The organism is Bacteroidota bacterium (assembly GCA_016720935.1).
In the GTDB taxonomy this organism is placed as follows: domain Bacteria; phylum Bacteroidota; class Bacteroidia; order AKYH767-A; family 2013-40CM-41-45; genus JADKJP01.
This window is the reverse complement of sequence record JADKJP010000002.1, coordinates 494,164-518,635: the sequence shown is the minus strand read 5'-3', so window position 1 is coordinate 518,635 and position 24,472 is coordinate 494,164. Positions and strand designations below refer to the sequence as shown.

General features: G+C 38.4%; 26 protein-coding genes. 12 read left to right on the top strand and 14 right to left on the bottom strand.

The window, feature by feature from the left end; genetic code table 11:
• Positions 1 to 174 precede the first annotated feature (174 nt).
• Both IPP86_02370 and IPP86_02365 read left to right on the top strand, forming a co-directional pair.
• On the top strand, positions 175 to 666 hold the full coding sequence (locus tag IPP86_02370) for a T9SS type A sorting domain-containing protein (protein ID MBL0137361.1): 492 nt from the start codon (positions 175 to 177) through the stop codon (positions 664 to 666).
• A gap of 1 nt (position 667) precedes the next feature.
• Positions 668 to 1,720: a hypothetical protein gene (locus IPP86_02365; protein ID MBL0137360.1), complete on the top strand. Its 1,053-nt coding sequence runs from the start codon at positions 668 to 670 to the stop codon at positions 1,718 to 1,720.
• A 74-nt stretch (positions 1,721 to 1,794) separates the two neighbouring features.
• On the opposite strand, the gene IPP86_02360 is transcribed toward IPP86_02365, so the two are convergent.
• From IPP86_02360 to IPP86_02305, 12 genes are all read right to left on the bottom strand, one after another.
• Complete coding sequence (locus IPP86_02360; GenBank protein ID MBL0137359.1) at positions 1,795 to 1,995, bottom strand: general stress protein CsbD; 201 nt, start codon at positions 1,993 to 1,995, stop codon at positions 1,795 to 1,797.
• Positions 1,996 to 2,124: 129 nt separating this feature from the next.
• On the bottom strand, positions 2,125 to 2,463 hold the full coding sequence (locus tag IPP86_02355) for a cupin domain-containing protein (protein MBL0137358.1): 339 nt from the start codon (positions 2,461 to 2,463) through the stop codon (positions 2,125 to 2,127).
• Positions 2,464 to 2,539: 76 nt separating this feature from the next.
• Positions 2,540 to 3,004, bottom strand: coding sequence for a hypothetical protein (locus IPP86_02350; GenBank protein MBL0137357.1), 465 nt, complete (start codon positions 3,002 to 3,004; stop codon positions 2,540 to 2,542).
• Positions 3,005 to 3,064: 60 nt separating this feature from the next.
• Complete coding sequence (locus tag IPP86_02345) at positions 3,065 to 3,250, bottom strand: CsbD family protein (GenBank protein ID MBL0137356.1); 186 nt, start codon at positions 3,248 to 3,250, stop codon at positions 3,065 to 3,067.
• A gap of 274 nt (positions 3,251 to 3,524) precedes the next feature.
• Positions 3,525 to 4,067: a PorT family protein gene (locus IPP86_02340; protein ID MBL0137355.1), complete on the bottom strand. Its 543-nt coding sequence runs from the start codon at positions 4,065 to 4,067 to the stop codon at positions 3,525 to 3,527.
• On the bottom strand, positions 3,962 to 4,198 hold the full coding sequence (locus tag IPP86_02335; GenBank protein ID MBL0137354.1) for a hypothetical protein: 237 nt from the start codon (positions 4,196 to 4,198) through the stop codon (positions 3,962 to 3,964). The genes IPP86_02340 and IPP86_02335 overlap by 106 nt, the downstream gene beginning before the upstream one ends.
• Positions 4,199 to 4,294: 96 nt before the next feature.
• Entirely contained in the window at positions 4,295 to 4,513 is a 219-nt protein-coding gene (locus IPP86_02330; protein ID MBL0137353.1) for a hypothetical protein, read from the bottom strand.
• 72 nt (positions 4,514 to 4,585) lie between these two features.
• On the bottom strand, positions 4,586 to 5,203 hold the full coding sequence (locus tag IPP86_02325; GenBank protein ID MBL0137352.1) for a phosphatase PAP2 family protein: 618 nt from the start codon (positions 5,201 to 5,203) through the stop codon (positions 4,586 to 4,588).
• A 234-nt stretch (positions 5,204 to 5,437) separates the two neighbouring features.
• The gene (locus tag IPP86_02320) at positions 5,438 to 6,277 is read right to left on the bottom strand and encodes a phosphatase PAP2 family protein (GenBank protein MBL0137351.1); all 840 of its coding nucleotides are present in this window, start codon (positions 6,275 to 6,277) and stop codon (positions 5,438 to 5,440) included.
• On the bottom strand, positions 6,274 to 7,797 hold the full coding sequence (locus tag IPP86_02315; GenBank protein ID MBL0137350.1) for a DUF3943 domain-containing protein: 1,524 nt from the start codon (positions 7,795 to 7,797) through the stop codon (positions 6,274 to 6,276). The genes IPP86_02320 and IPP86_02315 overlap by 4 nt, the downstream gene beginning before the upstream one ends.
• A 96-nt stretch (positions 7,798 to 7,893) precedes the next feature.
• Positions 7,894 to 8,049 carry a lmo0937 family membrane protein gene (locus tag IPP86_02310; protein ID MBL0137349.1) on the bottom strand — a complete coding sequence of 52 codons (156 nt, stop codon included), beginning with the start codon at positions 8,047 to 8,049 and terminating at the stop codon, positions 7,894 to 7,896.
• Positions 8,050 to 8,408: 359 nt separating this feature from the next.
• The gene (locus IPP86_02305) at positions 8,409 to 8,969 is read right to left on the bottom strand and encodes a helix-turn-helix transcriptional regulator (GenBank protein MBL0137348.1); all 561 of its coding nucleotides are present in this window, start codon (positions 8,967 to 8,969) and stop codon (positions 8,409 to 8,411) included.
• A gap of 274 nt (positions 8,970 to 9,243) precedes the next feature.
• Here IPP86_02305 and IPP86_02300 point away from each other — a divergent pair, with 274 nt between their 5' ends.
• From IPP86_02300 to IPP86_02260, 9 genes are all read left to right on the top strand, one after another.
• Positions 9,244 to 10,698, top strand: coding sequence for an OmpA family protein (locus IPP86_02300; GenBank protein ID MBL0137347.1), 1,455 nt, complete (start codon positions 9,244 to 9,246; stop codon positions 10,696 to 10,698).
• 224 nt (positions 10,699 to 10,922) lie between these two features.
• On the top strand, positions 10,923 to 12,011 hold the full coding sequence (locus tag IPP86_02295) for an AI-2E family transporter (GenBank protein MBL0137346.1): 1,089 nt from the start codon (positions 10,923 to 10,925) through the stop codon (positions 12,009 to 12,011).
• Between the two features lies 1 nt (position 12,012).
• Positions 12,013 to 12,498 carry a DNA starvation/stationary phase protection protein gene (locus IPP86_02290; GenBank protein MBL0137345.1) on the top strand — a complete coding sequence of 162 codons (486 nt, stop codon included), beginning with the start codon at positions 12,013 to 12,015 and terminating at the stop codon, positions 12,496 to 12,498.
• Positions 12,499 to 12,550: 52 nt separating this feature from the next.
• Positions 12,551 to 13,387, top strand: coding sequence for an ABC transporter permease (locus tag IPP86_02285; GenBank protein ID MBL0137344.1), 837 nt, complete (start codon positions 12,551 to 12,553; stop codon positions 13,385 to 13,387).
• 26 nt (positions 13,388 to 13,413) lie between these two features.
• Positions 13,414 to 14,172, top strand: a complete 759-nt coding sequence (locus IPP86_02280; protein ID MBL0137343.1) for an ATP-binding cassette domain-containing protein — start codon at positions 13,414 to 13,416, stop codon at positions 14,170 to 14,172.
• A gap of 42 nt (positions 14,173 to 14,214) precedes the next feature.
• On the top strand, positions 14,215 to 14,952 hold the full coding sequence (locus tag IPP86_02275) for an MCE family protein (protein MBL0137342.1): 738 nt from the start codon (positions 14,215 to 14,217) through the stop codon (positions 14,950 to 14,952).
• A gap of 30 nt (positions 14,953 to 14,982) precedes the next feature.
• Entirely contained in the window at positions 14,983 to 15,822 is an 840-nt protein-coding gene (locus IPP86_02270) for an alpha/beta fold hydrolase (GenBank protein ID MBL0137341.1), read from the top strand.
• A 274-nt stretch (positions 15,823 to 16,096) separates the two neighbouring features.
• Positions 16,097 to 17,938, top strand: a complete 1,842-nt coding sequence (locus IPP86_02265; protein ID MBL0137340.1) for a hypothetical protein — start codon at positions 16,097 to 16,099, stop codon at positions 17,936 to 17,938.
• A gap of 74 nt (positions 17,939 to 18,012) precedes the next feature.
• Positions 18,013 to 18,942, top strand: a complete 930-nt coding sequence (locus IPP86_02260) for a YihY/virulence factor BrkB family protein (protein ID MBL0137339.1) — start codon at positions 18,013 to 18,015, stop codon at positions 18,940 to 18,942.
• A gap of 41 nt (positions 18,943 to 18,983) precedes the next feature.
• Here the strand turns inward: IPP86_02260 and IPP86_02255 are convergent, their stop codons facing one another.
• Entirely contained in the window at positions 18,984 to 19,439 is a 456-nt protein-coding gene (locus IPP86_02255; protein MBL0137338.1) for a helix-turn-helix transcriptional regulator, read from the bottom strand.
• A 408-nt stretch (positions 19,440 to 19,847) separates the two neighbouring features.
• Here IPP86_02255 and IPP86_02250 point away from each other — a divergent pair, with 408 nt between their 5' ends.
• Positions 19,848 to 22,184 (top strand): DUF748 domain-containing protein, encoded by a 2,337-nt coding sequence (locus tag IPP86_02250; protein ID MBL0137337.1) that lies wholly within the window; start codon positions 19,848 to 19,850, stop codon positions 22,182 to 22,184.
• A gap of 20 nt (positions 22,185 to 22,204) precedes the next feature.
• On the opposite strand, the gene IPP86_02245 is transcribed toward IPP86_02250, so the two are convergent.
• Positions 22,205 to 24,457, bottom strand: a complete 2,253-nt coding sequence (locus IPP86_02245) for a glycosyltransferase (GenBank protein ID MBL0137336.1) — start codon at positions 24,455 to 24,457, stop codon at positions 22,205 to 22,207.
• Positions 24,458 to 24,472 lie beyond the last annotated feature (15 nt).

Sequence of the window (24,472 nt, the reverse complement as noted above, 5' to 3'; positions counted from 1 at the left end):
TTCTGAGTTGGCGACTTAGAAAATCATTAAAAAACATGTGTGTATAAGAATAAGGTAAAAGTCTTATATTTCACCATGAATTTCACCAGGCCATTCCTTCTCCTTTTCTATACCTTTCTCGAGCAAGATCGGGACTCTTTTATCAGTTCAAGATTTACTAAATTAAAATTGCGTGTGCATACTAAAGCACTAATTTTTAAAAAACTTGTTCTTCCCGCCTGCACTCTGGTTTTCTTGTCTCCTTGCTTAGCGCAATCCAATACAGTTTCAGCTGGAGGTGAAGCAACAGGAAGTTCCGGCAGCATCAGCTACTCCATCGGACAGGTAAATTATATCAATGTCTCCTCCGGCTCAGGTAAAATTTCGGAAGGCGTTCAACAGCCTATTGAAATATTGACTATCAATATTGAAGAATTGCCTAAGACATTTTCTGCTTCCATCTTTCCAAATCCTGCATCTGATCAGTTGATCATACAAATTAATAGCGAAAAAAATCAGGCATTGCATTCTATGCTCTATGATGTTCATGGCAATCTTTTGCTTAGTGATGTAATCCAAGGAAATCAACACAGCATTTCTCTTTCCGGGCTTTCTCCCGGGATTTACATTCTAAAAATTCGTAATGAAAAAGAGTCAATCACTTCTAAGATCATTAAATCAGAATAAAATGAAATCATTTTGTAAAATCCTCCTGTTCCTTTTGTTTTCCATTCAGCTCTTTGCCCAGGCACCTCAAAAAATGTCTTATCAGGCAGTGATTCGGGACAGCACAAACAGTCTGGTGATCAATCGCGCCATCGGGATGAAAGTTAGTATTCTGCGCGGATCAGCAAGTGGGACACCTGTGTTCGTGGAAACTCAGCATCCAACAACCAATCAAAACGGACTTGCAACATTCGCAATTGGAACCGGCACCGTAGTGACCGGTAATTTTTCAACCATTAATTGGAGTGATGGCCCCTATTTCATTAAAACGCAAAGCGATCTTCAGGGAGGAAATAACTATACAATTAGTGGAACAACCGAACTCTTAAGCGTTCCTTACGCATTGTATTCTGAAAACACGAATGCCAGTAATATTTCAGGATATTCAAATCTCTCTAGCACGAAAAACGGAACGATGATAGTCGTTTACACAAATTCCGATGCATATGGATTTACATTGTCTTCTTCCGGTAACCCAACCTGGTACTCTCAGGGAATGTCAGGGACTCCGCTGGGAGCAATTGCTACGGATAGTGTAATTGTCGTGTACACTTCAAATAATGCTTATGGGTTTTGTCTTTCCAGTTCAGGGGATCCAACATGGTATTCACAGGGCTTGTCGGGAACACCATCAGGTATTACTGCAAGTGGTAATACTATCGTAGTGTATACAACCACCGACACCTATGGTTTTACAAGATCAACTTCAGGCAATCCTACCTGGTATTCACAAGGAATGTCGGGTACTCCCGTAGGCTCAACTGTGAACGGAAAAGATTGTGTTGTTGTTTACACCAGCACAGATGCATATGGCTTTATGACCTCAGCTTCGGGTTCACCCACATGGTATTCACAGGGATTATCGGGTACCACCATTGGAGGTTCAGCGAGTGGAAACATGATTGTTGTTTACACTTCAAATTCGGCCTATGGATTTACAAGATCAGATACAGGCAACCCTACATGGTATTCCCAGGGGATATCCGGTACACCCACCGGTATAGTTCCAAAATAATTTCTTCAGGAAGAAAAAATAAATAAAAGCGCCGTGAATCATAATGATCCACGGCGCTTTAAATTTTCAATGAATTAAAGGGCAGCAATAATGGCAGCCAGTTCTTCTTTGGTTTTACCCAATTTGATTTGGATTTTATCCATCATTTCTTCCTTTTTACCATTCTCGTATTGGAGATCAGCATCGGTGAGTGTCGTAAATTTTGCTTTGAGTTTGGTTTTCTGTTCGCTCCAGTTTCCTTTGATCGGAACAGCTGTGGGTGTGATATTTGTCATTTCTTTAAGTATTAATTGTAATGAAATTATTACACCACAAAGTTCGGCACCTTACCTTTAAAACAATTACATCTAAATAAAAATAATTTACATCATTCACACCTTTTGGTGCATTTTTTCTTAAACGACTTATTCGTACCCGCTTTTAATAATTGTCATGATCATCTTGAACCTTCCGTTCGGAATGACTACATGTGAAGCATGAGCAGGGATAACAATTGATTGACCCGTTTGAAGCAAATGGGGCTCTCCGCTGATTACTAACTTAGCCGCTCCGTCAATTACCTGCACAAATGTGTCGAAGGGAGTTGTCTTTTCCGTCAATCCTTCTCCATTATCAAATGACATCACACTGATATTTCCGGTGGATTTCTTTAAAATAGTTTTTATCACCACAGAATTTGGTATATATTCAATGATCTCCACCGTAATATGCATTTTCGATTTCTCGAGTTCATTAGTATCCATGCCTTTAAGCTTTTCGAATCAGTCTGATACCTGATTTGGTAGGAGGCCGGAATTCATTTCCCTGTAAGGTACTCTATTAATTCTTATTATCTACCGTAAAATCCTTTATAGCCATTCCAAGCTCATCCATATCATGAGAAAATTCTCTTTTAAAAGTTTCCCAATTACTTTGATTTTTCTCGTATGCATCAATTCTGGATTTCATTTCCTGATTTTTCAATTCAAGAGCGTCAATACGTTTTTGATAAGCAGGATCAAGCAATTTGCCCGGCTTTTTAAGTTTAATTTTTAATTCAGCGATACGTTTCTCGTTATCTTCTATTTTCAATTGTGTTTCACTTTTAAATACTTTCCATTCTTCGGCACTCGCGGCTTTTTGAGCTTCGGCATTGGCATTCGCCTGCTCTGTATTAAGTTCCTGTTTTGCGTCCTGAACATTTTCGCGCGCATTGTCAACTTTTTGTTCCGGAGAATTACAACCGCTAAACACAGTCGCGGCTAAAAACGCCGGGATGACTACTAATTTTATTGAATTTTTCATATTTGATTTTGATTTAAATTAATGAACAATAATGAATGTGGGTGAAAATCGTACGAACGATTACAAATCCGCAATAATGCGTTCCACTTCTTCCTTTGATTTACCAAGCTTTATCTGAAGACGACCAAATAATTCATCGTGTTTTCCCTCGATAAGCAGTAAATCATCATCGGTGAGTTGGGCGTATTTTTGTTTTAATTTACCCTTTTGCTCATTCCAGTTTCCTTTTATTCCTAAAGTATTCATCGCTTGTAAATTTGATGGTTATATTTCGCAAAATTGCGTGTGATTGATATTATAAAGTTCCGCTTAATTCGCGCTATCCTTATTACACAATTAACAAAAAGAGTTACATGATTCACACATTGAAACACAAATCATCAATGAACATATCTACACGGATCAATCACTATTAAATTTCAATTCCATTGTAAAAGATAAATGTCAAAAAAAGCCCGAACCATGTTGATTCGGGCTTAACTCATGAACACTAACCCGGAATGAATCCGTTCGCAGCAGATTAAATCAAAATGGATAAGCCAATATACCCTGAGTATGTTTTTATTTTAGTCTTCTCGAGAATGTAATATGAATCAGTAGTTACGCTTTTACTGTTATCACTGATATCAACCAGTCCGAATACACCACGAAAACCGACACCCAACCGCACGGTTTTGGCAGCATTCAAACCAAAATCAAAACCTGCACCATAGGCCACACCAACATCACTTTTCTTCACAGCAAGAATTGCCTGAGAATGAACCGTACCATCACCGCCTGTTGTTGTCATTTTACTACCCACACTCAATCCCAACTGCGGACCGGCTACCATATTGAAATTAAACGATTTTGATTTACCGGTATTCAACGAAAGCAGAAGTGGAATATTCACATAATTCAATTTTACTTCTCTTTCAACATCAAACTCAGTGTATTTCTGAGAAATTCTGTTGTAGATTATTTCTGCCTGGACACCAACATGCTCAGAGAAATTAAATCCCAGAAACGCGCCGGCTCCAAAGCCGTAAGTAACATCCCCGAAATAGTGTTTCCTCCGGATGATTTTAAATCAAATGATGAAAATGTTGGCATTAAGCGAACACCGAATTCACCCTTTTGAGCATGCACCATTCCAACTGTACCAAACAAGGAAACAGTTAAGGCAACATACAATTTAATTTTTTGCGTTTTCATAATAATGTGTATTGACAATATTTTACACAAATGTCCATATCACACAAGCAACGCTGTTACATAACTTTCATAATATGTTACAACATTCACACTTTGTCATTTCCTGTCTTTATTGACGAATAAAAACACAACACCACCTGCAATCAGTAATCCTCCAACCCATGGCGACCACTGTACCGGGTGTTTTTGTTCTTTATTAATTTCAATCGGACCGATGTCCACAACTTTCTTTGTTGTAACATAACTGAATCCTGTATAGATCATCATAATAGCTCCGATTACGATCAGCAGCAAACCGATATTTTTTGTTTTCATTTTTTTTAGTTTAGGAAGTGAATAAATTTTAGATGATAAAATATCAGATCGGGGCAGTCTCTATGAATCCGCTTAATTGAACGAATAGGTAACTCCGAGCGGGTATATGGATGTAACATTAATTTTATGACGTTTCCCTTCGTGGAGATCCACTACCCAATTTCCTGTAAAATACCCGATCGCTGCCGCGAGAATTTCATCCGACAACCAGTGCTGATGCTGATAGATTCGTGAAAACATTGTAAAGCCAGCAGGAACATACGCGATAATTTTCAATGTTGTAGATCTTGCGTGTCTGGACATAACTGTTGATAAAGCAAAAGCGCTGGTGGTATGACCACTGGGCATGCTATGATAATTGTATTCAACAAGTGTAAACGGTTTGTATGAAAATGCATTTTCTGTCACAACCGGACGTTTCCGTCCAATGGCAATTTTGAGTACTGTAGTTACCAGTTCTGAATACAATCCGGCCTGCAATAATTCAATACTGATTTTTTTTGCTGCTGTGTCACCCGAGATCAAGCCAACTGCACCAAATACTCCAGCAACTCCACCAATTGAATACCACTCTCCATAAATTCGTCCGCCGACAATAGGTGCACTGTAATAATACCTTTGTTCACCCTGGGTTGAATTAGTTATCTGTTCATCAAAGGGCATAACTACAAATGTGGACGCAACTGCCACCCCGGTTTTTAACCAATCTCCTCCCGTCCACTTCGTTGGTTGCTTGACAAACAACTTTGTCTCATTCCAAAATTGTGGTAAACTATAGAGTCTTTTTGCCAGCTTTTTTTCGAGTTTTTTTTCCTTCGGGGTTTCTGGTGAAGTGACCTCCGGCTTTATCTGAGAGAAGACAGCCGTTTGAAAAAACAGGGAGAAAAAGATTAACAATAAAATTTTAAAATTATGCATTACGAATCAGTCAAGGGAAATTGTAAGGCCGAACGGATAGAGAGAACTAAGTTGAACACGGGATATAGTCTCCTCGTGATGCGATGTAACCCAGGTCGCTACAAAATAACCGAGAACAGCTCCCGGGAATACATCCGAAGCCCAATGTTCATCCTGATATATTCGGGAAACCACAGAGAGACCTGCCGGAATATAGACAAGTACTTTCAACCATGCTGAGTTTGTATTTCTTGCAAGTACAGTTGATAACGCGAAGGCAGCGTCTATATGCCCTGCCGGAAATGAATTGTGCGGACTGTCGAAAAAAGTAAATGGTTTATAATCTTTGGCACCTTTGTCGGTAAAGGGTCTGGAACGACCAACGCATCCTTTTGTGATAAAAGAAATTGTCTCAGAATACAATGCAGCCTGAGCAATCTCAAATCCAAGCTTTTTTGTTGTTGGATTTCGGGCCAACAATCCATGGGAATACAGCAACACGGCCGATACTGGAACAACTACAAATCCTCCCCACTGTTTTCCGATTTCCATAGGAACGCTCTTCGCATATTTTGGATTATCAAGAGAAGCCCGGCGTACATCTTCATCTGCAAACATGATTCCATAAGTGATGATTGCTGTTGCACCAAATTTTATCCAGTCATTCCCATTCCATTTTACAGGACTCTTAAAAAGCAAACCGGTTTCGTGTCTGAACTCAGAAAAATTGTATTTGTGATTCGCCGGATGAATTAAAGTATCTTGAGCCGATAAATCCAATACTCCGAAAAGCAGGACAACAATCAGTATCTTTAAAGGATTTACACCATTAAGTAAATTAACAGGATTTTTCTTTCTCCACTTCAATTGTAGTGCCCTCTCCGTTGTTTGTCTTCAAAATATAAAGATAAAAATATCTTCTGTTCTGTTCGTACTGAATGAATTGCCGGATAGTCACGCAAGTAACGGTCATTATAGTATACAAAATGTTCAAATCCGATACTTAGGTCTTTATAAAGGCAGACTGTAAGTTTCGGTTTCAAAATTCCTATAAAATTATTACCGGGCAACCCGATATATGTACGAATAACATAAAAATAATAGACCATTGAAAGAGAGGCGACTTTCCCCAGATTCAGAGTGCTTTCAAATTTTGCCTCTAAACCATCTCCGAAATTGTAATCCCTGAACTGGGAAGTATCGGGACCAAAATGTGTACTATTCCCCGCGAAAGGAACAATAGCTAAATGAATATTGGTATATAAATCAGACTTCTTACTCAATGGTAATTTCGAAAACAGACCACCCCCAAATGCAATTGCACCCAATTCAAATGTTTTGTTATCCCAATAATCATAGTATTGAAAAACTCCGGCAAGCAATGAATGCTTTTCATAGTTTCGGTTTTTCCCTATTAATATTCCATAGCCGGTAATATTATCAAGGATCTTTCTTCCAACACCAAAGTTCAGTTCTGTACGAAACTTAAAAAAATCAAATGGCTTTCTGTCCCGCACTTCAAAAGGGTTTCCGTAGTCAAACTGCACATTAATCAATTCGCTGTTTGTTCCTTTTGAAAATGACGGATTAATGGAGGAATTGATTTTGTGTAATCCTGCATAAAGTGTAACATTCAAAGGTTCTTTCTGATACACTTCTTTATTTGTAACCCGAAATGTTTTACCCTGCAGGATTCGGTTGAATCCCCGAACCGGATTTATTAAGCCGGCAAGAAGTTCACGAGAAACCCGCTTGAATCCACGCGTCCGGTCATCCAGTAAATTGGAACTCAAACGATATAGTATTTCCCCAAGAAAGGCCCCGTCAATAGGTGTGTTAATTATATCGTTGTAAGATGGTCTTGTGTTTTCACCGAAGTATTCCCAAATCAGACTGCCGGCTACAGCAAAGGAGAAGGAGGTCAGGTAAGGATATCCATTCGAACGACCGGCATTATAAGAAAGAGTCCCGGAGTAAGGATGACCAATGAAATTAATTCCAAATCGGTCGACATCCCATTCCCAACCGTTTTTAATATTGTATTTCCAGGTTGAAAAACTGATACGCGCATATTCCGCTTTCAAAAGATATCTGTCGCCTGCCCAGGTGATCGCATCTGATCCCAAAAATTCCAGAGCAGGAATCCAAATGGGATAACGTTTGCTATACGTGGTATCATCATTCAGCAAATCACCATACTTATTCTGAAGCGTCGTGTCCACCAAAGCGCTTTTCTTTGGTTCATTCCCTGCAGAGTCGGATAAGTGCTCTACTTTTTCATCTTTTATATTCTTCAATTGTTTTTCTGGTGCGCCTTTTCCCGGTACAATTGAATCAGAAGGTGCAACCTTTTGAATATTCTGTTGTACTGCCTTCTGAGCAGACAACGGGGAAATTCCCAGCCAAAAAATTATTAGCATCCATACCTTGTTCATAGAATGGTTAGTCTGCCTATAAAAACGACGAATGTCGAACAGACAATTTTATAAAGGTTTGCGTCCCTGAATTATTCTTAACAGAACAACTACAACAGCAATAACCAATAAGATGTGTATCAGACCACCTGTATGAAAACCAACAAAACCAATAAGCCAACCAATCACTAAAATTACGGCAATGATATAAAGCAGATTTCCCATGAGTTTGATTTTAAAATGTTCATTGAAATACACAAAACAAATTTTTGCTTTTCCAATACATCAAAAGTATCCATTATGAGATATTTTACTGTTACACAACTTTTACTATTTGTTATATAATTCACACATTTAAACATCAAGTAACATGAATCATAAAAAGCTAAATCAAAGGGCAACATGTATTAAAGACAATTATTCTGATGCTGATGACTTATAAATTAAATTACTCTAATGAACCTAATTAAAATAAGTCATTCAAATTACTATTCAGAGAATTAAGTACAAATCCTTTGCAAGCCTGCAGACTGGTTAAATAAAATAAACCTGAAAAAATACCGGCAAATTCTGCAAATCCATTATTAGATGTCCTCAAGCGACTTGCGCTTCTTGTGCACCAGGGATTTATAAAAAGAAGGCGTCAGTCCTGTTATTTTTTTAAACTGATTTGAAAGATGTGCCACACTACTGTAATGGAGCTTGTATGAAATTTCAGTTAAATTGAGTTCATCATATAAAATCAACTCCTTTACTTTTTCAATTTTATGGATAAGAATAAAATGTTCAATTGTTGTTCCTTCCGTTTCAGAAAAAAGATTTGACAAATACGTGTAATCGTAATCCAGCTTTTCACCCAGGTAATCAGAAAATTTAATTTTCGGTATTTCATCCGAATAGTGAATCATCTCAATAATTATATTCTTGATCTTTTCAATCAGAATGGATCGCTTATCATCCATCAACTCCAGACCGGATTTTGCCAATTCAGTTTTCAGGGCAACTCTTTGTTCATCAGAAATATGTTCCAGAACTTCCGCTTCACCGAGGACAACATTTGAATAATGCAAACCCATCCTTTTCAAAATATCCTTCACCAGCAATTTGCAGCGGATACTAACCATGAATTTGATATAGAGTTTCAAATGGCAGATGTTTAAGTTCGAAAAAACTGATGATCTCATATGCACCTATCCGCAATTTTTAAAATTTAATTTACGGACTCGATTCAATAATGTGATTTCAAAGGTACACAATTCATTTTATACTCTTTACCTTCAAAACAATTCATATCAATATTTGATAAGGGAAATCCTTAACATTTGAAAAGTGTGAATTGTGTAACAAATAAAATTTATAGTATAACTCGAAACAATCTAATAGAATGACCTTTGATGAAAATTTTACACAAAGATCATTATGAAAAAATTGTTACTCATTACATATTGCCTCCTGTTTTCAGGATTGATTTCTGCTCAGACGCAGGATAAAAAGTGGAACATTGGATTACACGGCGGAGCCGGACAATACAAAGGGGATTTGGGTAATGACTTTTATAAGACAGACATGTCCCTGTATGGTTTTGGAGGTATTTCCCTCTCGAGATATATAGGTAGTCACCTTGATATAAATTTACTGGCGACAAAAGGAGCAATTGGATTCAATCGCCCTGCGGGCAGATTCAGAAGGGATATGTCAACCGTGACAGTGAATTTTCGATTCAATATCCTGGGCCCTGCTTCACCTGTGCGTCCATATTTGTTTGTTGGAGGCGGTGCCATGCTGTTCGACAGAAATGTTGGCATCACTGAAAAGAAAGTTGATTTTATAGCACCATCGTTTGGTGCCGGAATAAATTTCCGAATGGGACCTTCTATCATGTTGAATGTTCAGGAAACTTTCCTTTACTCAACAGCTGATACAAGAGATGGTGTTACAGGTGCGGAAAATGACGCATATCTGCTTCACATGGTTGGATTGTCATTCAATCTGGGCAACAAAAAAGATGCGGATAAAGATGGTATAGCGGATCGTCTGGATAAATGCCCTGACACTCCACCCGGAGTCGCTGTAGATCCCACCGGTTGCCCTCTCGATAAAGACAAAGATGGAATAGCGGATTATATCGATGCTTGTCCGGATGTTGCCGGTCTTACAGAATTAAAAGGTTGTCCTGATACCGATGGAGATGGCATTACAGATAAAGATGATAAATGCCCGGCGCTTGCAGGCCTGGCCGCGTTAAACGGTTGCCCTGATGCCGATAAAGACGGAGTCGCTGATGGAGATGACAAATGCGCCGGAACAAAAGCGGGATATGTTGTGGATGCAAGTGGTTGTCCGCTTGACAATGATAAAGACGGTATTGTGAACGAAGAAGATGCCTGTGTTGATTTAGCGGGTACACTTGCTCTTAAAGGTTGCCCTGATACCGATGGCGATGGCGTGGCTGACAATGAAGACCGCTGTCCGGCTATCAAAGGTACTATAGCCAACAAGGGCTGTCCTGAAATTGCGAAGGAAGACATCAAAAAAATTACACAAATAGCCAGCAAAATTTTCTTTGAAACAAATTCTGATAAACTCAAAATCGCATCGCTGGTACAACTTGATGAGCTGGCCATTATTCTGAAACGATATGAAGCTGCGAATTTGATCATTGAAGGACATACAGATGACAGAGGAGAAGATGCTTATAACATGACTCTTTCACAAAAACGAACAGAATCTGTAAAAACTTACCTGATGGGAAAAGGAATTATGGAATCACGTCTCACTGCAACCGGATTTGGAGAAACCAAACCAATCGCCGATAATAAAACAAGTGTAGGAAGAGCAAAAAACAGAAGGGTAGAATTAAAAACAACGTACTAAGTTTGATTCCATGTTGAATTAGGATGAAGAGGGGGCCGTTGGATTCAACGGCTCTCTTCATTTTATATAAGCAGACACACATTTTTATCAATTAATGCACATTCCCGGACATGTGAATTATGTAACATAATCCGGAAGTTGTGTAACAGAGCTGCGGACCAAAAAAAGTAATTTAGCAGGTGCTAGAATGAACGCATTCCTCCTGCTTTCTTTCTTGTAAACAAATGAAAAGCACATTGAATTTTCCATTTTATGCTAAATATGCATTTATTGTTATTGGCGGAGTGGCAACAGTTTTTATTCTATTCATAGGCCAACAAATCATTTTGCCCCTTATTTATGCAACCATCATTGCGATCCTGCTAAATCCACTCGTGAATTTTCTCACAAAACACAGGCTCAATAGAATTTTCGCAATCTTCATATCAGTTTTTGTTACCATTTTATTTACCATTGGTTTAATCTGGTTTTTATCCGTTCAGATCAGTTTGTTGAGTGAAACATATCCTCAGTTAAAAGTTAAATTCAACCAAACCAGTGTTCAACTCATTCACTGGATCTCAGAAAAATTCAACATCAGAACATATAAGATCCATGCCTGGATAAATGCGACAAACGAGGATATTGTTCGAAATCTCGGTGGCAGTATCGGACAAACCGTTTCAACAATAAACAGTGTAATCATCATTGTTGTATTGCTTCCCGTATATCTCTTCATGATTCTGTATTACAAAAATTTATTGCTCCAGTTTGTAAATAAACTCTTCAAATCAAGTCAACAACCGGAAGTATATGAAGTGCTGATTAATTCTAAAAATATAATTCAGAGTTACCTGAGTGGATTATTGATAGAAGCGGCGATCATCGCGGTTCTGAATTCAACAGGTTTACTGATCTTAGGTATTGATTATGCCATAATTCTTGGTGTAACCGGTGCATTACTGAATGTAATACCCTACGTCGGAGGAGTAATCGCGATCGCCTTACCAATGATTATTGCCTTCATCACGAAAGATTCCATCACTGCTCCTCTCATGGTCATGGGCGTGTACCTCGCGATTCAATTTATAGACAATCACTTCATCATCCCGAGTATCGTTGCTGCTAAAGTGAAGATCAACGCGCTTGTCTCAGTGGTAGTGGTCCTCGTGGGTGCAGCGCTGTGGGGTATCCCGGGAATGTTTCTTTCCATTCCTTTAACTGCAATCCTGAAATTGATATTTGATCATATTGAACCTCTGAAACCCTGGGGATTTCTCCTGGGCAATGTGGTTCCTACAAGTAAATTAAATTTTGGTTTTATAAAAAAATAACATGAAAACAAAAAACAAACCCGGCATTGGTATTTCCGACAAAAATCTGGAAAACATCGTCACATTATTATCTACTTCTCTTTCAGATGAAATGGTATTATATATAAAGACAAGAAATTTTCACTGGAATGTGTCCGGAGAAAGTTTTATGGAATTACACAAACTATTTGAACAGCAGTATAAACAGCTGGAAGAGTACATTGATGAGCTCGCTGAACGCATTGGCAAACTCGGCTCAAAGACAATTGGCTCCATGAAAGAATTTTCTTCACACGCCACATTGAAAGAGTCTCACGGAAACCATTTGTCCCAGAATAAAATGCTGGAAGAACTTTTTAATGATCATGAATCCGTAATTCGGCAGCTGAGAAAGCAAATTGATCTTTGTGGTGATAAGTATGGCGATGCAGGCACCGCCGATCTTCTCACGGGATTAATGGAAGATCACGAAACCATTGCATGGATATTGAGAAGGTACATGAACTGACGCGCTCAATTGCCAAATTAAACAGAGAAATGAAGTACTAGAAATAATCATCATGCCAATCATTAAACCAGTCACCAAAATAAAAGGATTCGCGACAGAGCAAACCCTGAAGTTAAGTGATCAGGCACTCGCGAGAAAGTCTGCTATTAGTCTGTTTGCAACAAGTCTTGCGGATGGCTTTCTTTTTATTTGGGAAATAATCAAAGAAACATTTACACGTCACTTTGAATGGAAAGAACTGTTTCGTCAGTGTTTTCAAATCGGCTACAAATCACTTCCATTGATTTCCATCACCGGCGCGATCATGGGTCTCGTGCTAACGATTCAATCGCGTCCGGTGCTGGTTGATTTCGGAGCGGTGACAATGCTGCCCGGAATGGTAGCTGTTTCACTGATACGTGAAATGGGCCCTGTGATTACTGCTCTCATTTGCGCCGGCAAAATTGGTTCCGGAATGGGCGCTGAGCTTGGCTCAATGAAAGTTACAGAACAAATTGATGCTATGGAAGTCTCGTCCACAAATCCAATGAGGTTCCTTGTTGTGACACGTGTTATTGCAGCCACAATTATGATTCCTCTACTTATACTCTACGCTGATGCATGGGGAATGATCGGAAGCTGGCTTGGTACAAATCTCAAAGGAGATGTTTCATTTACCTTGTTCTTTTCTCAGGCATTCAGTCATGTTGAATTCCTCGACTTTTTTCCTGCTGTCATCAAATCATTCTTTTTTGGCGCGGTGATCGGGATCGTAGGTTGTTACAAAGGCTACAATGCCGGAAGAGGTACTGAAAGTGTTGGAGTCGCGGCAAATTCAGCCGTAGTACTCGGATCCCTGCTTGTTATTGTTGTGGATGTAATCGCTGTACAAATAACGGATATGCTCTGATGAACGATACGACACCCACAACGGAAATGAACATTCCTGCTTCATCAAACGAAAATCAGGAAACCGTTATAGAAATTAAAGACTTGAAAAAATCCTTTGGCAATCAGAAGGTCTTAAACGGAATTAATTTGAAAGTATTTACCGGTGAGAATCTCGTCGTTATCGGTAAATCAGGTTCAGGAAAATCGGTACTCATCAAATGCATAGCAAGACTAATCCCATCTGACTCCGGTTCCATTTCTGTTTTTAATGAAGATGTCCTCACAATGGAAAACAAAAAACTCAGTGAACTGAGAACAAAAATCGGTTTTCTTTTCCAAAGCGGGGCTTTGTATGATTCGATGACCGTTAAACAAAATCTGGAGTTCCCTCTGAGAAGGATCAAAAGAAACATGACAACATCCGAAGTGGATGAAAAAATCAACGAAGCACTCACCAATGTAGGTTTGGCTGATACACTGAATAAGATGCCCTCTCAATTATCAGGAGGAATGCGAAAGAGGATCAGTCTGGCACGTACCATTGTAGTTGATCCTTTGATCATGTTGTACGACGAGCCTACAACCGGACTTGACCCGGTGACTTCAGATGAAATCAGCGCATTGATTCTTGAGGTTCAGAAGAAATACAAAACAACATCAATCATCATCACACATGACATCGCTTGCGCGAAAACAACCGGCAACCGTATCGTCATGTTAAAAGATGGTGAAATGTATAAGGAAGGAAGCCTTCAGGAGTTTGAAAAATCTTCAGATCCGGAAATACACTCCTTTTTCAAATAATTTATCCCCTTGGTTAATACTGAAAAATACAATTAATTCATCATGGACACACACACTCAAAAATTCAAAATACGACTCGGGCTTTTTATCGCCGGAGGTCTTGCACTTTTTGTTCTCGCCATATTTATTATCGGGAAACAAAAAAACCTGTTTAATCCGGTATTCAAACTAACCAGTACTTTCTACAATGTGAGTGGTTTGCAGGTAGGAAACAATATTCGTTTTTCCGGTATTAATGTAGGTACTGTCGATAAGATCACTATCATCAACGATTCCACAGTTCGGGTAGACATGCTCGTAAAAAAAGAAGTAAAACAATTCATCAAATCCGATTGCGAGGTAGCGATCGGATCGGAAGGCCTTATTGGGGACCGATTGCTGATCATAACACAAGGTAGCGCGGATGCAAGCCTGGCAAAAGAGGGAGCTGAATTATCTTCCGCTGAGCCGGTGGAAACAGACGCGATTATGGCCAGTCTGCAGGTTACAGCCGGAAATGCGGAAATCATTTCCCAACAGCTGGCAGAAATCATGGTTAAAATAAACAATGGCAATGGAACCATTGGCAGGCTTATCCAGGACTCTACTTTCGCTGAAAACATGAACCAGACTTTGCTGAACCTGAAAAAAAGCACCAAAGGTCTGGATGAAAACATGCAGGCAGCTCAACACAATATTCTCCTGAGGGGATATTTCAATAAAAAACAAAAGGCCGCCGAAAAATTAAAAAAAGAACAGGAAGAAAAAAAAGCCAAAGAAGAAAAGAATAACAAGAAATAATCATTAAGGGCAATTCAAAATTTTTCAAAAATGAAAGATCAAATTATGAATACATCAACGGTAAATAAGGGTACAAATTTAAACATTCAATTACAGGATATAATTTTGAATTATGATGATTTGGGTGAAGGAAAACTACCCATCATTTTCATTCATGGATTTCCATTTGATAAATCAATGTGGCAACCGCAGATGGATTATTTCAGCAAAATAAACCGGGTCATATCCTTTGATATCAGGGGTTTTGGAAAATCAAGTGCAGGGAATACGAAAGCAAGTATGAGTCTCTTTGCGGACGATCTGATTCGAATGATGGATAGCCTCAAAATAGAAAAAGCAATTGTATGTGGCTTATCCATGGGTGGATATATTTTATTGAATGCGATTGCCCGCTTTCCTGAGCGCTTCGAAGCAATCGTTCTTTGTGATACCCAATGCTTAGCGGATTCACCTGAGGTTAAAGAAAAACGGGAGAAAACAATTCAACACATCCTTGAGAAAGGATATATGGATTTTGCTGAAAATTTTGTGAATTCAATTTTTTGCAGAAAATCATTGAATAACAACATTGGCTGGATAGAAAAAATGAAACACACGATTCTCTCTACACCACCGCTTACAATTACAGGAACTCTTAGCGCTTTGGCTCAACGCTGGGAAATGTGTTCCGGGCTGGGTCTTATTAAAGTCCCGACACTCATTCTCTGCGGATCTGAAGATTCCGTGGCACCGCCGGAGCAATCCAAATTCCTTCACGATCATATCGAAAATTCAACCTGGCATACGATTAACGATGCAGGACACATGTCAAATCTTGAACAATCTGAGCTATTCAACAGGCATTTGTCAGATTTTGTTTCTGAACTTTAATTTCATCAGAAACTTTACAGACTTAAAATCCGGATCATCAATAGCTAGATTACATGAACTTAATCTTGTGAAGAAGCGACGATTCAATAAAATGATTTATGTCATGGAATCAACAAAATATATAAATTCCAAGTTGAAATATTAGAATTCAGATATAAAATGTGATTTAAACAACCCGGGAATCCACAGGTGGAGTGAAATCATTTTTTTCAAATTCCATATCATTTTCATTCTTACTCACTAATTTTATAGTGCCAAAATAAAACTCAGACAAATGCAGCGAATTCATATCTCCCTGCTTGCATTTTGTACACTTTGTATGAGTGAATTTGTGATAGCACAAGGCAATCCTGACAAACCGGATTCAAATCGTGTTTACCGAAATATTGAATCCTATTCGAAACGTCACAAGCTGGCTAAATTGCTTTATCCACTGATATTTTCAGCGGATACAACAATACAACCGCCTGTGAAATCAAAAAAAGGTGCTTACAAAAGTCTCATTCAAAAATCCTACAGGCCTTTTGAAGGAAAAATAATCCGGAGTATTAATATACAAACACTCGATCCTTTTGGAAAATCCATAAGAGATACGGCAACAATAAATCATAACTATTTATTACGTGCCGGGAATACATTACACATTAAATCTCTTCACCTCACAATCCGCAATTTTCTTCTCTTTAAAGAAAATCAGGTCTTCGATTCCTTACTGGTGAGAGAATCGGAGCGATTGGTGCGCAAAAACGGCTTCGTACACGATGTTCTCTTTACAGTTTCTCCTGTTTCAAAAAATTCCGATTCAGTAGATATCTTTATTCGGGAGATGGACAAATGGAGTATCATTCCGAAAATTGGTATCAGCTCGAGCAAAGCCTCATTGAATGTTCTCGATAAGAATTTCGCCGGATTAGGTCACGAATTACAAATTGGTTATTCATGGAATCATAGCATCGGTGCTTATGCATACAATGCCAACTATTTCATTTCAAACATCAGAAATACCTATACGAATGCGACATTTCATTTTGACTCTGATGAACACAGAAGTTATATCCGGAATATAACCATTGATCGACCTTTCTTTTCAGCCTTCGCTAAATGGGCAGCGGGAATGAATTTCTCCCAGCAATTCAGGTCCGATTCGATTTTACTCGCCGATCAAAAGTACATTCAACAGGATTATAAATTCAACACACAGGATTATTGGGGTGGTTTTGCTTTGCAAATCTTTAAAGGCAATAGTGAAGAAGTTAGAACTACAAATTTCATAACAACAATGCGGTATCTGCGCATCCGATACCTTAACCGGCCGACTGAATTTTTGGATCCAAAAAGAGTTTATGCCAATGAGGATTTTTTTCTTGCAGGAATCGGTGTTGTTACCCGAAAATATTTTCAGGATAAATACATTTTTAAATATGGTACTACAGAAGATGTTCCGGTTGGACAAGTAGTTGGCCTGACGATTGGCCACCAAATCAGAAATAATGAAATCCGACAGTATGTTGGTGTTCGTTTCGCGCTTGGAAATTATTATTCCTGGGGATATCTCAGTTCAAGTTATGAATATGGCACTTTTATTAGAGGTTCAAAACCGGAACAAGGAATTATTTCTGCAGGCATCACCTATTTTACCGGATTGATGGAAATCGGAAATTGGAAAATGCGGCAATTTATAAAGCCGTCCTTCACTTTTGGACTGAACCGATTTTCCCATGACAGCCTGACGCTGAAAGACGGGTATGGTCTTGATGGCTTCAACAGTTCCGGCTTGTCAGGTACCCACAGAATGATCCTGACGATTCAAACCCAGTTTTACGCGCCGTGGAGTGTGCTTGGATTTCGTTTCGGCCCTTACCTCACCTACTCTGCCGCAATACTTGGCGCACAATCGAATGGCTTTAACAATAGCAGGATATATTCTCAAATAGGAATAGGAGTACTCATGCTGAACGAGAAACTTGTATTTAACACATTCCAGATTTCCATTGCTTTTTACCCGCTGATTCCGGGTAATGGCAGGGATGTCTTCAAAGTAAATACCTTTAAAACCTCAGATTTTGGTTTCCGGGATTTCATCATCGGAAAACCGGACTACATTGCATTTCAATAAATGGAAACATCCTTGATTTACTCCCCTATATAATCCGTTATATAAACAAAAATATATTTTAAAATTCACTGAAAATGAAATTGAAATTGAAAACCCGCTTAAAAAATGTCAAAACATTATTCAGTGATACGATGCTTGCTTTCATTGACGACAACGCGCTTAAATTAAGCGCGGCCCTTTCTTATTATACGATATTCTCTTTACCTCCCTTATTGATAGTAATCATCAGTATCAGTGGTGTTTTTTTTGGTGCCGATGCTGTTAAGGGGGAATTGTATGGACAGATCAATGGACTGGTTGGAAATACTGCAGCATTTCAAATTCAGGAAATGATTAAAAATATCACTCTTTCTACCAGCAGCACATTTGCAACCATTATCGGCATCATCATCCTGCTGGTTGGAGCATCCGGAGTCTTTGCCGAAATACAGGATTCACTTAATTTTATCTGGGGAATACAAGCAAAACCAAAACGCGGCTTATTTAAATTTATTAAAAATCGGCTGGTTTCATTTTCGATGATCGGAACTGTTGGATTCCTTCTAATGGTCGGATTGATTGTGAATTCACTAATGGATGTTTTGAATCACCAGCTTTCCGCTTTTTTCCCCAGAGATTCTATCTATTTCTTTTATATCATGAACCTCATAGTTGTATTTCTCATCATCGCATTGCTTTTCACTGTCATTTTCAAAACACTTCCCGACGGCAAAATCGCCTTGAAGGATTGTCTGATTGGAGCATCTTTTACTTCATTACTGTTTATGATAGGCAAATTCGCCATTGGTGCCTATTTAAGTACTTCTGAGATAGCGACAGTCTACGGAGCTGCAGGATCGGTAATATTAATCCTGATTTGGGTCTATTACTCGGCCATCATCCTCTACTTTGGCGCGGAATTCACAAAAGTCTATGCAATAAACCATGGTGAAAAAATAATTCCAAAAGAATATGCCGTAATCGTTGCCAAACAAAAAATAGAAATTCCTTCTCAGTCTGAATAAACAACAACACCTCGAATTTTGATTACTATAAATTCCTTGTACTACTTACCATAATCAAATGCTCTTTCGGGCAACACTGCTTTTCTGAATTTTGAAGAAGTTACTCCACTAATTTTTTTAAATTGATTGGAAAGATGGGCAACACTGCTATAGTTTAGTTTCGAAGCTATTTCAGTTAACGTTAATTTGTCCTTAGTAATTAACTTTTTCACTATTTCTATCTTGTGCATGAGAATAAAATGTTCAATGGTAATGGATTCGCTTTCAGAAAAAACGTTCGCCAGATAGGTGTAATTGTATTTGAGCTCCTCGCTCAGATATTTCGAAAAGCAAGTATCCGTGTTTGCATTTCGATAGTTGAGTTTTTTGACAATTGCAATTTTTATCCTGTTAACAATCCGTTTCCTCCTGGCCTTCCTTACTCTCATGGAAGAGAGTCCATTTTTTGGCTCACGCGACAACAATTTACTGACTGATTTTTTCTCCCTTGAAATCATTTAGGGTCCGGCTAAGATCTTCATGAAAGTAGATCAGATGTGGTGAAATTCTTTACATGATTTTGTATAAAAATTACATAGTTTACAGATTCAGTATGAAGCCTGGTTCAGGAGAAATGAAAAAATCCAACGCAGATATTGAGATAATCAAAACTTGAATTTATTGCATGCCTCGTTATTCATATTTTATTTTAACACTGAGGAAAATGTAGGAATTATGTAAGATTCCTTAAAAGTTGTGTAAGCAAAATCGTGCCGATTCTACAGACCTTAGTGGCGATTAATCATATTCAGGATTATTGATTCGCTACAAATTTCCGAACAATATTCCTCGCATTGAAAACCTGGTGGGACTGCAAAGTCACCGATTTGTACTTGACGCGGATTCTTCATCATAAAACACAAACAATGTCCATTATAAAAAAATCCTTTTTGATCGTGATAATCTCGATCATGACTGTGGTTATTTTAATTCTTGCATTTTGCTCGCCAATTACAAAATTCCTAATTCAGAAATATGACGAAAACTACCTGGGAAGGAAAATTACGTTAGATTGGGCTTACACCAATCCATTCACAGGTTATGTCCGCTTGAACAATGTCAAAGTATATGAAAAAAACAGTGACAGTGTATTTTTCTCGGCCAGATATTTAAGTTTAAATTTTTCATTGACCAAACTGTTTTCACAAACCTATGAAATCAGTGAAATGAACGTTGATCATCCGATAGGATATATCATCCAGGATAAAAAAGAATTGAATTTCAGTGATATTATCAGGCGTTTTGCCCCCGATACTACAATTCTAATCAAAAAAAAACCGGTCCATTTTAATCTTCTGAATTTTCAGGTTACACAAGGCGAGTTTCATTATCTCGAAAATGTTACTCCGGTTAACTACTTCATAAAAGAAGTGAATTATAAAAGCTCCGGAATCAGGTGGGATACCGATACAACAGCAGCTGAGTTTTCATTTTTAGCAGGAATTGGGACCGGTGAAATACACGGAAACTATACTATCAACATAAAAACAAACGACTACCGGCTGGCTTTTGATGCGCATCAATTTGATCTGACCATCATTGAACAATATATGAAAGCGCTTTCAAATTACGGAACTTTTTCCGCTTCCCTTGAAGCTTCAATAAATGCAACCGGAAACCTGGATGATGAAGAAAATCTGAATGCGAAAGGTTTCATTGAAGTGAATAAATTTCATTTCGGTAAGTCAAAGACCGAGGATTATGCGTCTTTCGAAAACTTAAAACTTTCCATTATTCAATTAAGTCCAAAAGGTCATAAATACTTGTTTGACTCTATTTCCATCTCCCATCCTTATTTCAAATATGAACGTTACGATATTCTGGATAACCTGGAAACGATGTTTGGTAAACAAGGCGGCAACATTACCACTGTTCAGGCGGATCCGGAACGATTCAATCTTATCCTTGAAATCGCCCGATATGTAAAAATTCTTGCCCGTAATTTTTTGCAAAGTGATTATTCCATCAACAATCTCGCGGTTACAAATGCCAGGCTGAAATTCAATGACTATTCAATCTCCGAAAAATTTTCGGCCACTCTTTCGCCTCTGACTATCCTGGCTGACTCTATCAACAACCAGCGCGATCGGGTGTATTTTAAGCTGAATACAGGTATTATTCCATATGGTGATATTAACGTTTCCCTGAGCATCAGTCCAAAAGACAGCGCGGATTTTGACATGAACTACCACTTCACAAAAATGGCTGCATCCATGTTTAATCCCTATACAATTTCCTATACATCTTTCCCTCTCGACCGGGGAACAATAGAATTGAATGGAATCTGGCATGTAAACAATGGAAATATACATAGCGAAAATCACCTCCTGATCATTGATCCAAGACTCACCAAACGACTTAGGAATAAAGACAATGAATGGCTACCTGTTCCTTTGATAATGGCGTTTGTACGCGAACGGGGGAATGTTATAGATTATGAAATACCTATTTCCGGGAATTTGAAAAATCCGAAATTTCATCTTCACGATGTCATTCTCGACCTGCTTGAAAACATATTTGTAAAGCCTTCAACTACACCCTATAGATTACAGGTAAAAAACACTGAAAAACAAATTGAAAAATCACTCACATTGAAATGGGAAATGCGTCAACATGAGGTAACCCACAAGCAGGAAATCTTTATTGAACGCATGGCAGAATTTCTGGATAAAAATCAGGAAGCGAGTATACAGGTTACTCCCATGACGTATTCTGATAAGGAAAAGGAGTACATCTTGTTTTATGAAGCAAAGAAGAAGTATTACTTAGCAATGAATGACCTTAAAAAGGGGAATTTCTCGGAATCGGATTCCGAAAAAGTAAATAAAATGTCAGTAAAGGATTCTCTCTTCGTTGACTATCTAAACAAACAAATCAACGACTCTATGGTATTTACCATCCAGGAAAAATGCACAAGATTGGTGAATCCTTCACTATTAAAAAGCAGTCTTAATACATTGCTAAGCGAAAGAGAATCAACATTTATGAATTACTTTAAGGAGAAAAATGTGGATAAGCGTGTTCGTTTATTATCTGCAAAAAACGAAATCCCCTACAATGGTTTTTCGTATTACAAAATTGAATATAAAGGAACAATTCCCGATTACCTGATGAAAGCCTATCAGCAAATGGTTGAATTCAATGAGAATGAACCGAGAAGTAAATTTCAAAAAGAAAGAAAAGAATCCAAAACAAAATTATAAAATCCGCTTCATTATATTTTTCATCTGTAAATTTGACTTGCTTCCAGTACCTTATTTACTTTCACATTTTGAAATGTCTTCTCCATCGTTAATCGCGCCATCAGATAACTTATCGTTGATTCAGCACCCTGATTCAGATTAACGTTTTCCGCTTCCAATCCGTCGTAACAACCTCCGGTACACGGATTGTATATTATCTGATTCAGATGATTCGCTCCAAGAAACCAGTTGAATGAAGTCAGCATCTTATTCAAATAACCCTCTTCATTTGTTACTTCGTAAAATTTAGCGAGCGCGATAATTGTATAGGCCACATCAATTGGCTGCTCACCACCCGGTGAGGTATGTTCAGCTTCCTCGCCTTTGTGTAACCAGTTTTTATTTGATATCACCTTGATTTTATCCTGGCGGAAAGTTTTTGACAATAAAAAATCAAAAGAGGATTTTGCAATTTCCTTATAAACGGGTTCACCTGTGGAAATCCAGGCACATAACAAAGCTTCCGGCAAAGTGCTGTTGGCGTAGGTCAGGTAACTTTCAAACCATTCCCATTCCACGTCAACTTCATGTCGGTACATTTGTACCAGACGGTTCGCCAATTCTTTTATTAACCATTGCTGCTCAATTGATTTTGTTACCGTAAAACTATAGTACAGGCCTTTTATCACAAAAGCCATTGCTCGAGTAGAATGAATCTTACTGACATTTAACAATGCTGCATTCATAATTTTCCCGGCAGCTGAAGAGATGCTTTCCGGAAGGATTTCTGTCAATGAAACAACAAAGCCAAGTGCCCAAATCGCACGGCCATTTGAATCCGCGAGATTGGTAGAGTTATTTTGCCCGGTAAATTCTACTTCTTCATTTACATAATTCAGGAAATATCCTTCCGGCTGAAAACAGTATTCAATAAAATTGAGATATACTTGAATCAAATCAAGATCTGATGCATCCCTTGTCAGTTCGTAATGCTGGCAAAGTGCAATGAGGGCCCTCGCATTATCATCAAGAGTATAACCGGAATCAATATCAGGATGATTGGTTTTAGAGAACTGAATCATACCGAATGATGTCGTCAGCTTTTTTACATGATCAAGGTTAATTGCCGGGAAATCATATTTCAGAGATAATTCCAGTTCACTCTTTTTCTGAATCAGTTGCGCATGCGCGATAGCTGTATTTTCCCAGGCTGTAGAAGCCATTCTGTGCAAGCCATTGGATCCAATATTGACCCTCCGCTCATCATCATTCAAGAGGCTTCGCACAGCATCGCTCAATTGATTTGCGTTTTCAAAATCTATTATAATCCCTGCATCACTACGCAAAACCTCCTGCGCGTGAGGAATGGGTGTTGAAATAACCGGACAACCGCAACTGATCGCATATGAAAATGTCCCACTGACAGCCTGGTTTGGATCCTTTGAAGTAAACAGATAAATGTCCGAGAGCTGCAGATAATCCAGCAATTCCGGGAGCGGTAAAAATTTGTTGATGAAAAGCACATACGGTTCCATTTTCAGTGAAACCACTTTCTCCTCCAGCATTTTCCTGTATTTTTCCCCTTCCTGTTTAACTACAGATGGATGAGTCTTCCCGATAATTAAAAATTTTACATTCGGATGCATTTTTACAATTTCAGGCAAAGCCTGCAGAGTTGTTTCAATACTTTTTCCTGAACTCAATAAACCAAATGTGGAGAGTACCTGCTTGCCGCTTAGATTGTATTTCTCTTTCAATACATTTTTATCGGCATGTTGCACCAGATGTGTCCCGTGCGGAATCACAGTAATTTTTTTTGCAGGAATGGCATACTCGCAAATCAGAATATTGGCTGACGAATTTGTCATGACAACCACGGAGGTTGCAAGCGATGCAATTTGTTTTACATTCTCCTTCAACATATCGTCAGGATTTGGAAGCACCGTGTGAAATACAATTACTACCGGTTTCTTTAAATCGAAAAGTAATTGCCTGAACTCCTTTTCTTTTTTTGCGTAAAATCCAAATTCATGTTGAATAAAAATCATTTGAATGTTCTCGTCCGCATTGATGGATTCCGCCAAACGGGGAAATGCACTCGGGTGGTCTGTATTCAGGATGTATTTAATATCTTCAGAATACGAATGCCTTTCAGAGCTTGATTCAAGAGGGCAGACTTTTATTGTAAATGATCGGCTGAATTTATTCCGTATTGCATTGATCAAATCCTGTGAATACGTAGCGATACCGCATTCGCGCGGCGGAAATGAACTGATGAATAACAATTCCGGCAATTTTGTTTTCCCAAC

What these genes read in the sequence shown, in the direction of transcription:
- IPP86_02275 (MBL0137342.1), top strand. Translation starts at nt 14,215, where the DNA reads ATGGACACACACACTCAAAAATTCAAAATACGACTCGGGCTTTTTATC.
- IPP86_02335 (MBL0137354.1), bottom strand. Translation starts at nt 4,198, where the DNA reads ATGAAAACGCAAAAAATTAAATTGTATGTTGCCTTAACTGTTTCCTTG.
- IPP86_02270 (MBL0137341.1), top strand. Translation starts at nt 14,983, where the DNA reads ATGAAAGATCAAATTATGAATACATCAACGGTAAATAAGGGTACAAAT.
- IPP86_02330 (MBL0137353.1), bottom strand. Translation starts at nt 4,513, where the DNA reads ATGAAAACAAAAAATATCGGTTTGCTGCTGATCGTAATCGGAGCTATT.
- IPP86_02300 (MBL0137347.1), top strand. Translation starts at nt 9,244, where the DNA reads ATGAAAAAATTGTTACTCATTACATATTGCCTCCTGTTTTCAGGATTG.
- IPP86_02365 (MBL0137360.1), top strand. Translation starts at nt 668, where the DNA reads ATGAAATCATTTTGTAAAATCCTCCTGTTCCTTTTGTTTTCCATTCAG.
- IPP86_02360 (MBL0137359.1), bottom strand. Translation starts at nt 1,995, where the DNA reads ATGACAAATATCACACCCACAGCTGTTCCGATCAAAGGAAACTGGAGC.
- IPP86_02310 (MBL0137349.1), bottom strand. Translation starts at nt 8,049, where the DNA reads ATGGGAAATCTGCTTTATATCATTGCCGTAATTTTAGTGATTGGTTGG.
- IPP86_02285 (MBL0137344.1), top strand. Translation starts at nt 12,551, where the DNA reads ATGCCAATCATTAAACCAGTCACCAAAATAAAAGGATTCGCGACAGAG.
- IPP86_02260 (MBL0137339.1), top strand. Translation starts at nt 18,013, where the DNA reads ATGAAATTGAAATTGAAAACCCGCTTAAAAAATGTCAAAACATTATTC.
- IPP86_02265 (MBL0137340.1), top strand. Translation starts at nt 16,097, where the DNA reads ATGCAGCGAATTCATATCTCCCTGCTTGCATTTTGTACACTTTGTATG.
- IPP86_02295 (MBL0137346.1), top strand. Translation starts at nt 10,923, where the DNA reads ATGAAAAGCACATTGAATTTTCCATTTTATGCTAAATATGCATTTATT.
- IPP86_02350 (MBL0137357.1), bottom strand. Translation starts at nt 3,004, where the DNA reads ATGAAAAATTCAATAAAATTAGTAGTCATCCCGGCGTTTTTAGCCGCG.
- IPP86_02355 (MBL0137358.1), bottom strand. Translation starts at nt 2,463, where the DNA reads ATGGATACTAATGAACTCGAGAAATCGAAAATGCATATTACGGTGGAG.
- IPP86_02255 (MBL0137338.1), bottom strand. Translation starts at nt 19,439, where the DNA reads ATGATTTCAAGGGAGAAAAAATCAGTCAGTAAATTGTTGTCGCGTGAG.
- IPP86_02290 (MBL0137345.1), top strand. Translation starts at nt 12,013, where the DNA reads ATGAAAACAAAAAACAAACCCGGCATTGGTATTTCCGACAAAAATCTG.
- IPP86_02345 (MBL0137356.1), bottom strand. Translation starts at nt 3,250, where the DNA reads ATGAATACTTTAGGAATAAAAGGAAACTGGAATGAGCAAAAGGGTAAA.
- IPP86_02250 (MBL0137337.1), top strand. Translation starts at nt 19,848, where the DNA reads ATGTCCATTATAAAAAAATCCTTTTTGATCGTGATAATCTCGATCATG.
- IPP86_02280 (MBL0137343.1), top strand. Translation starts at nt 13,414, where the DNA reads ATGAACATTCCTGCTTCATCAAACGAAAATCAGGAAACCGTTATAGAA.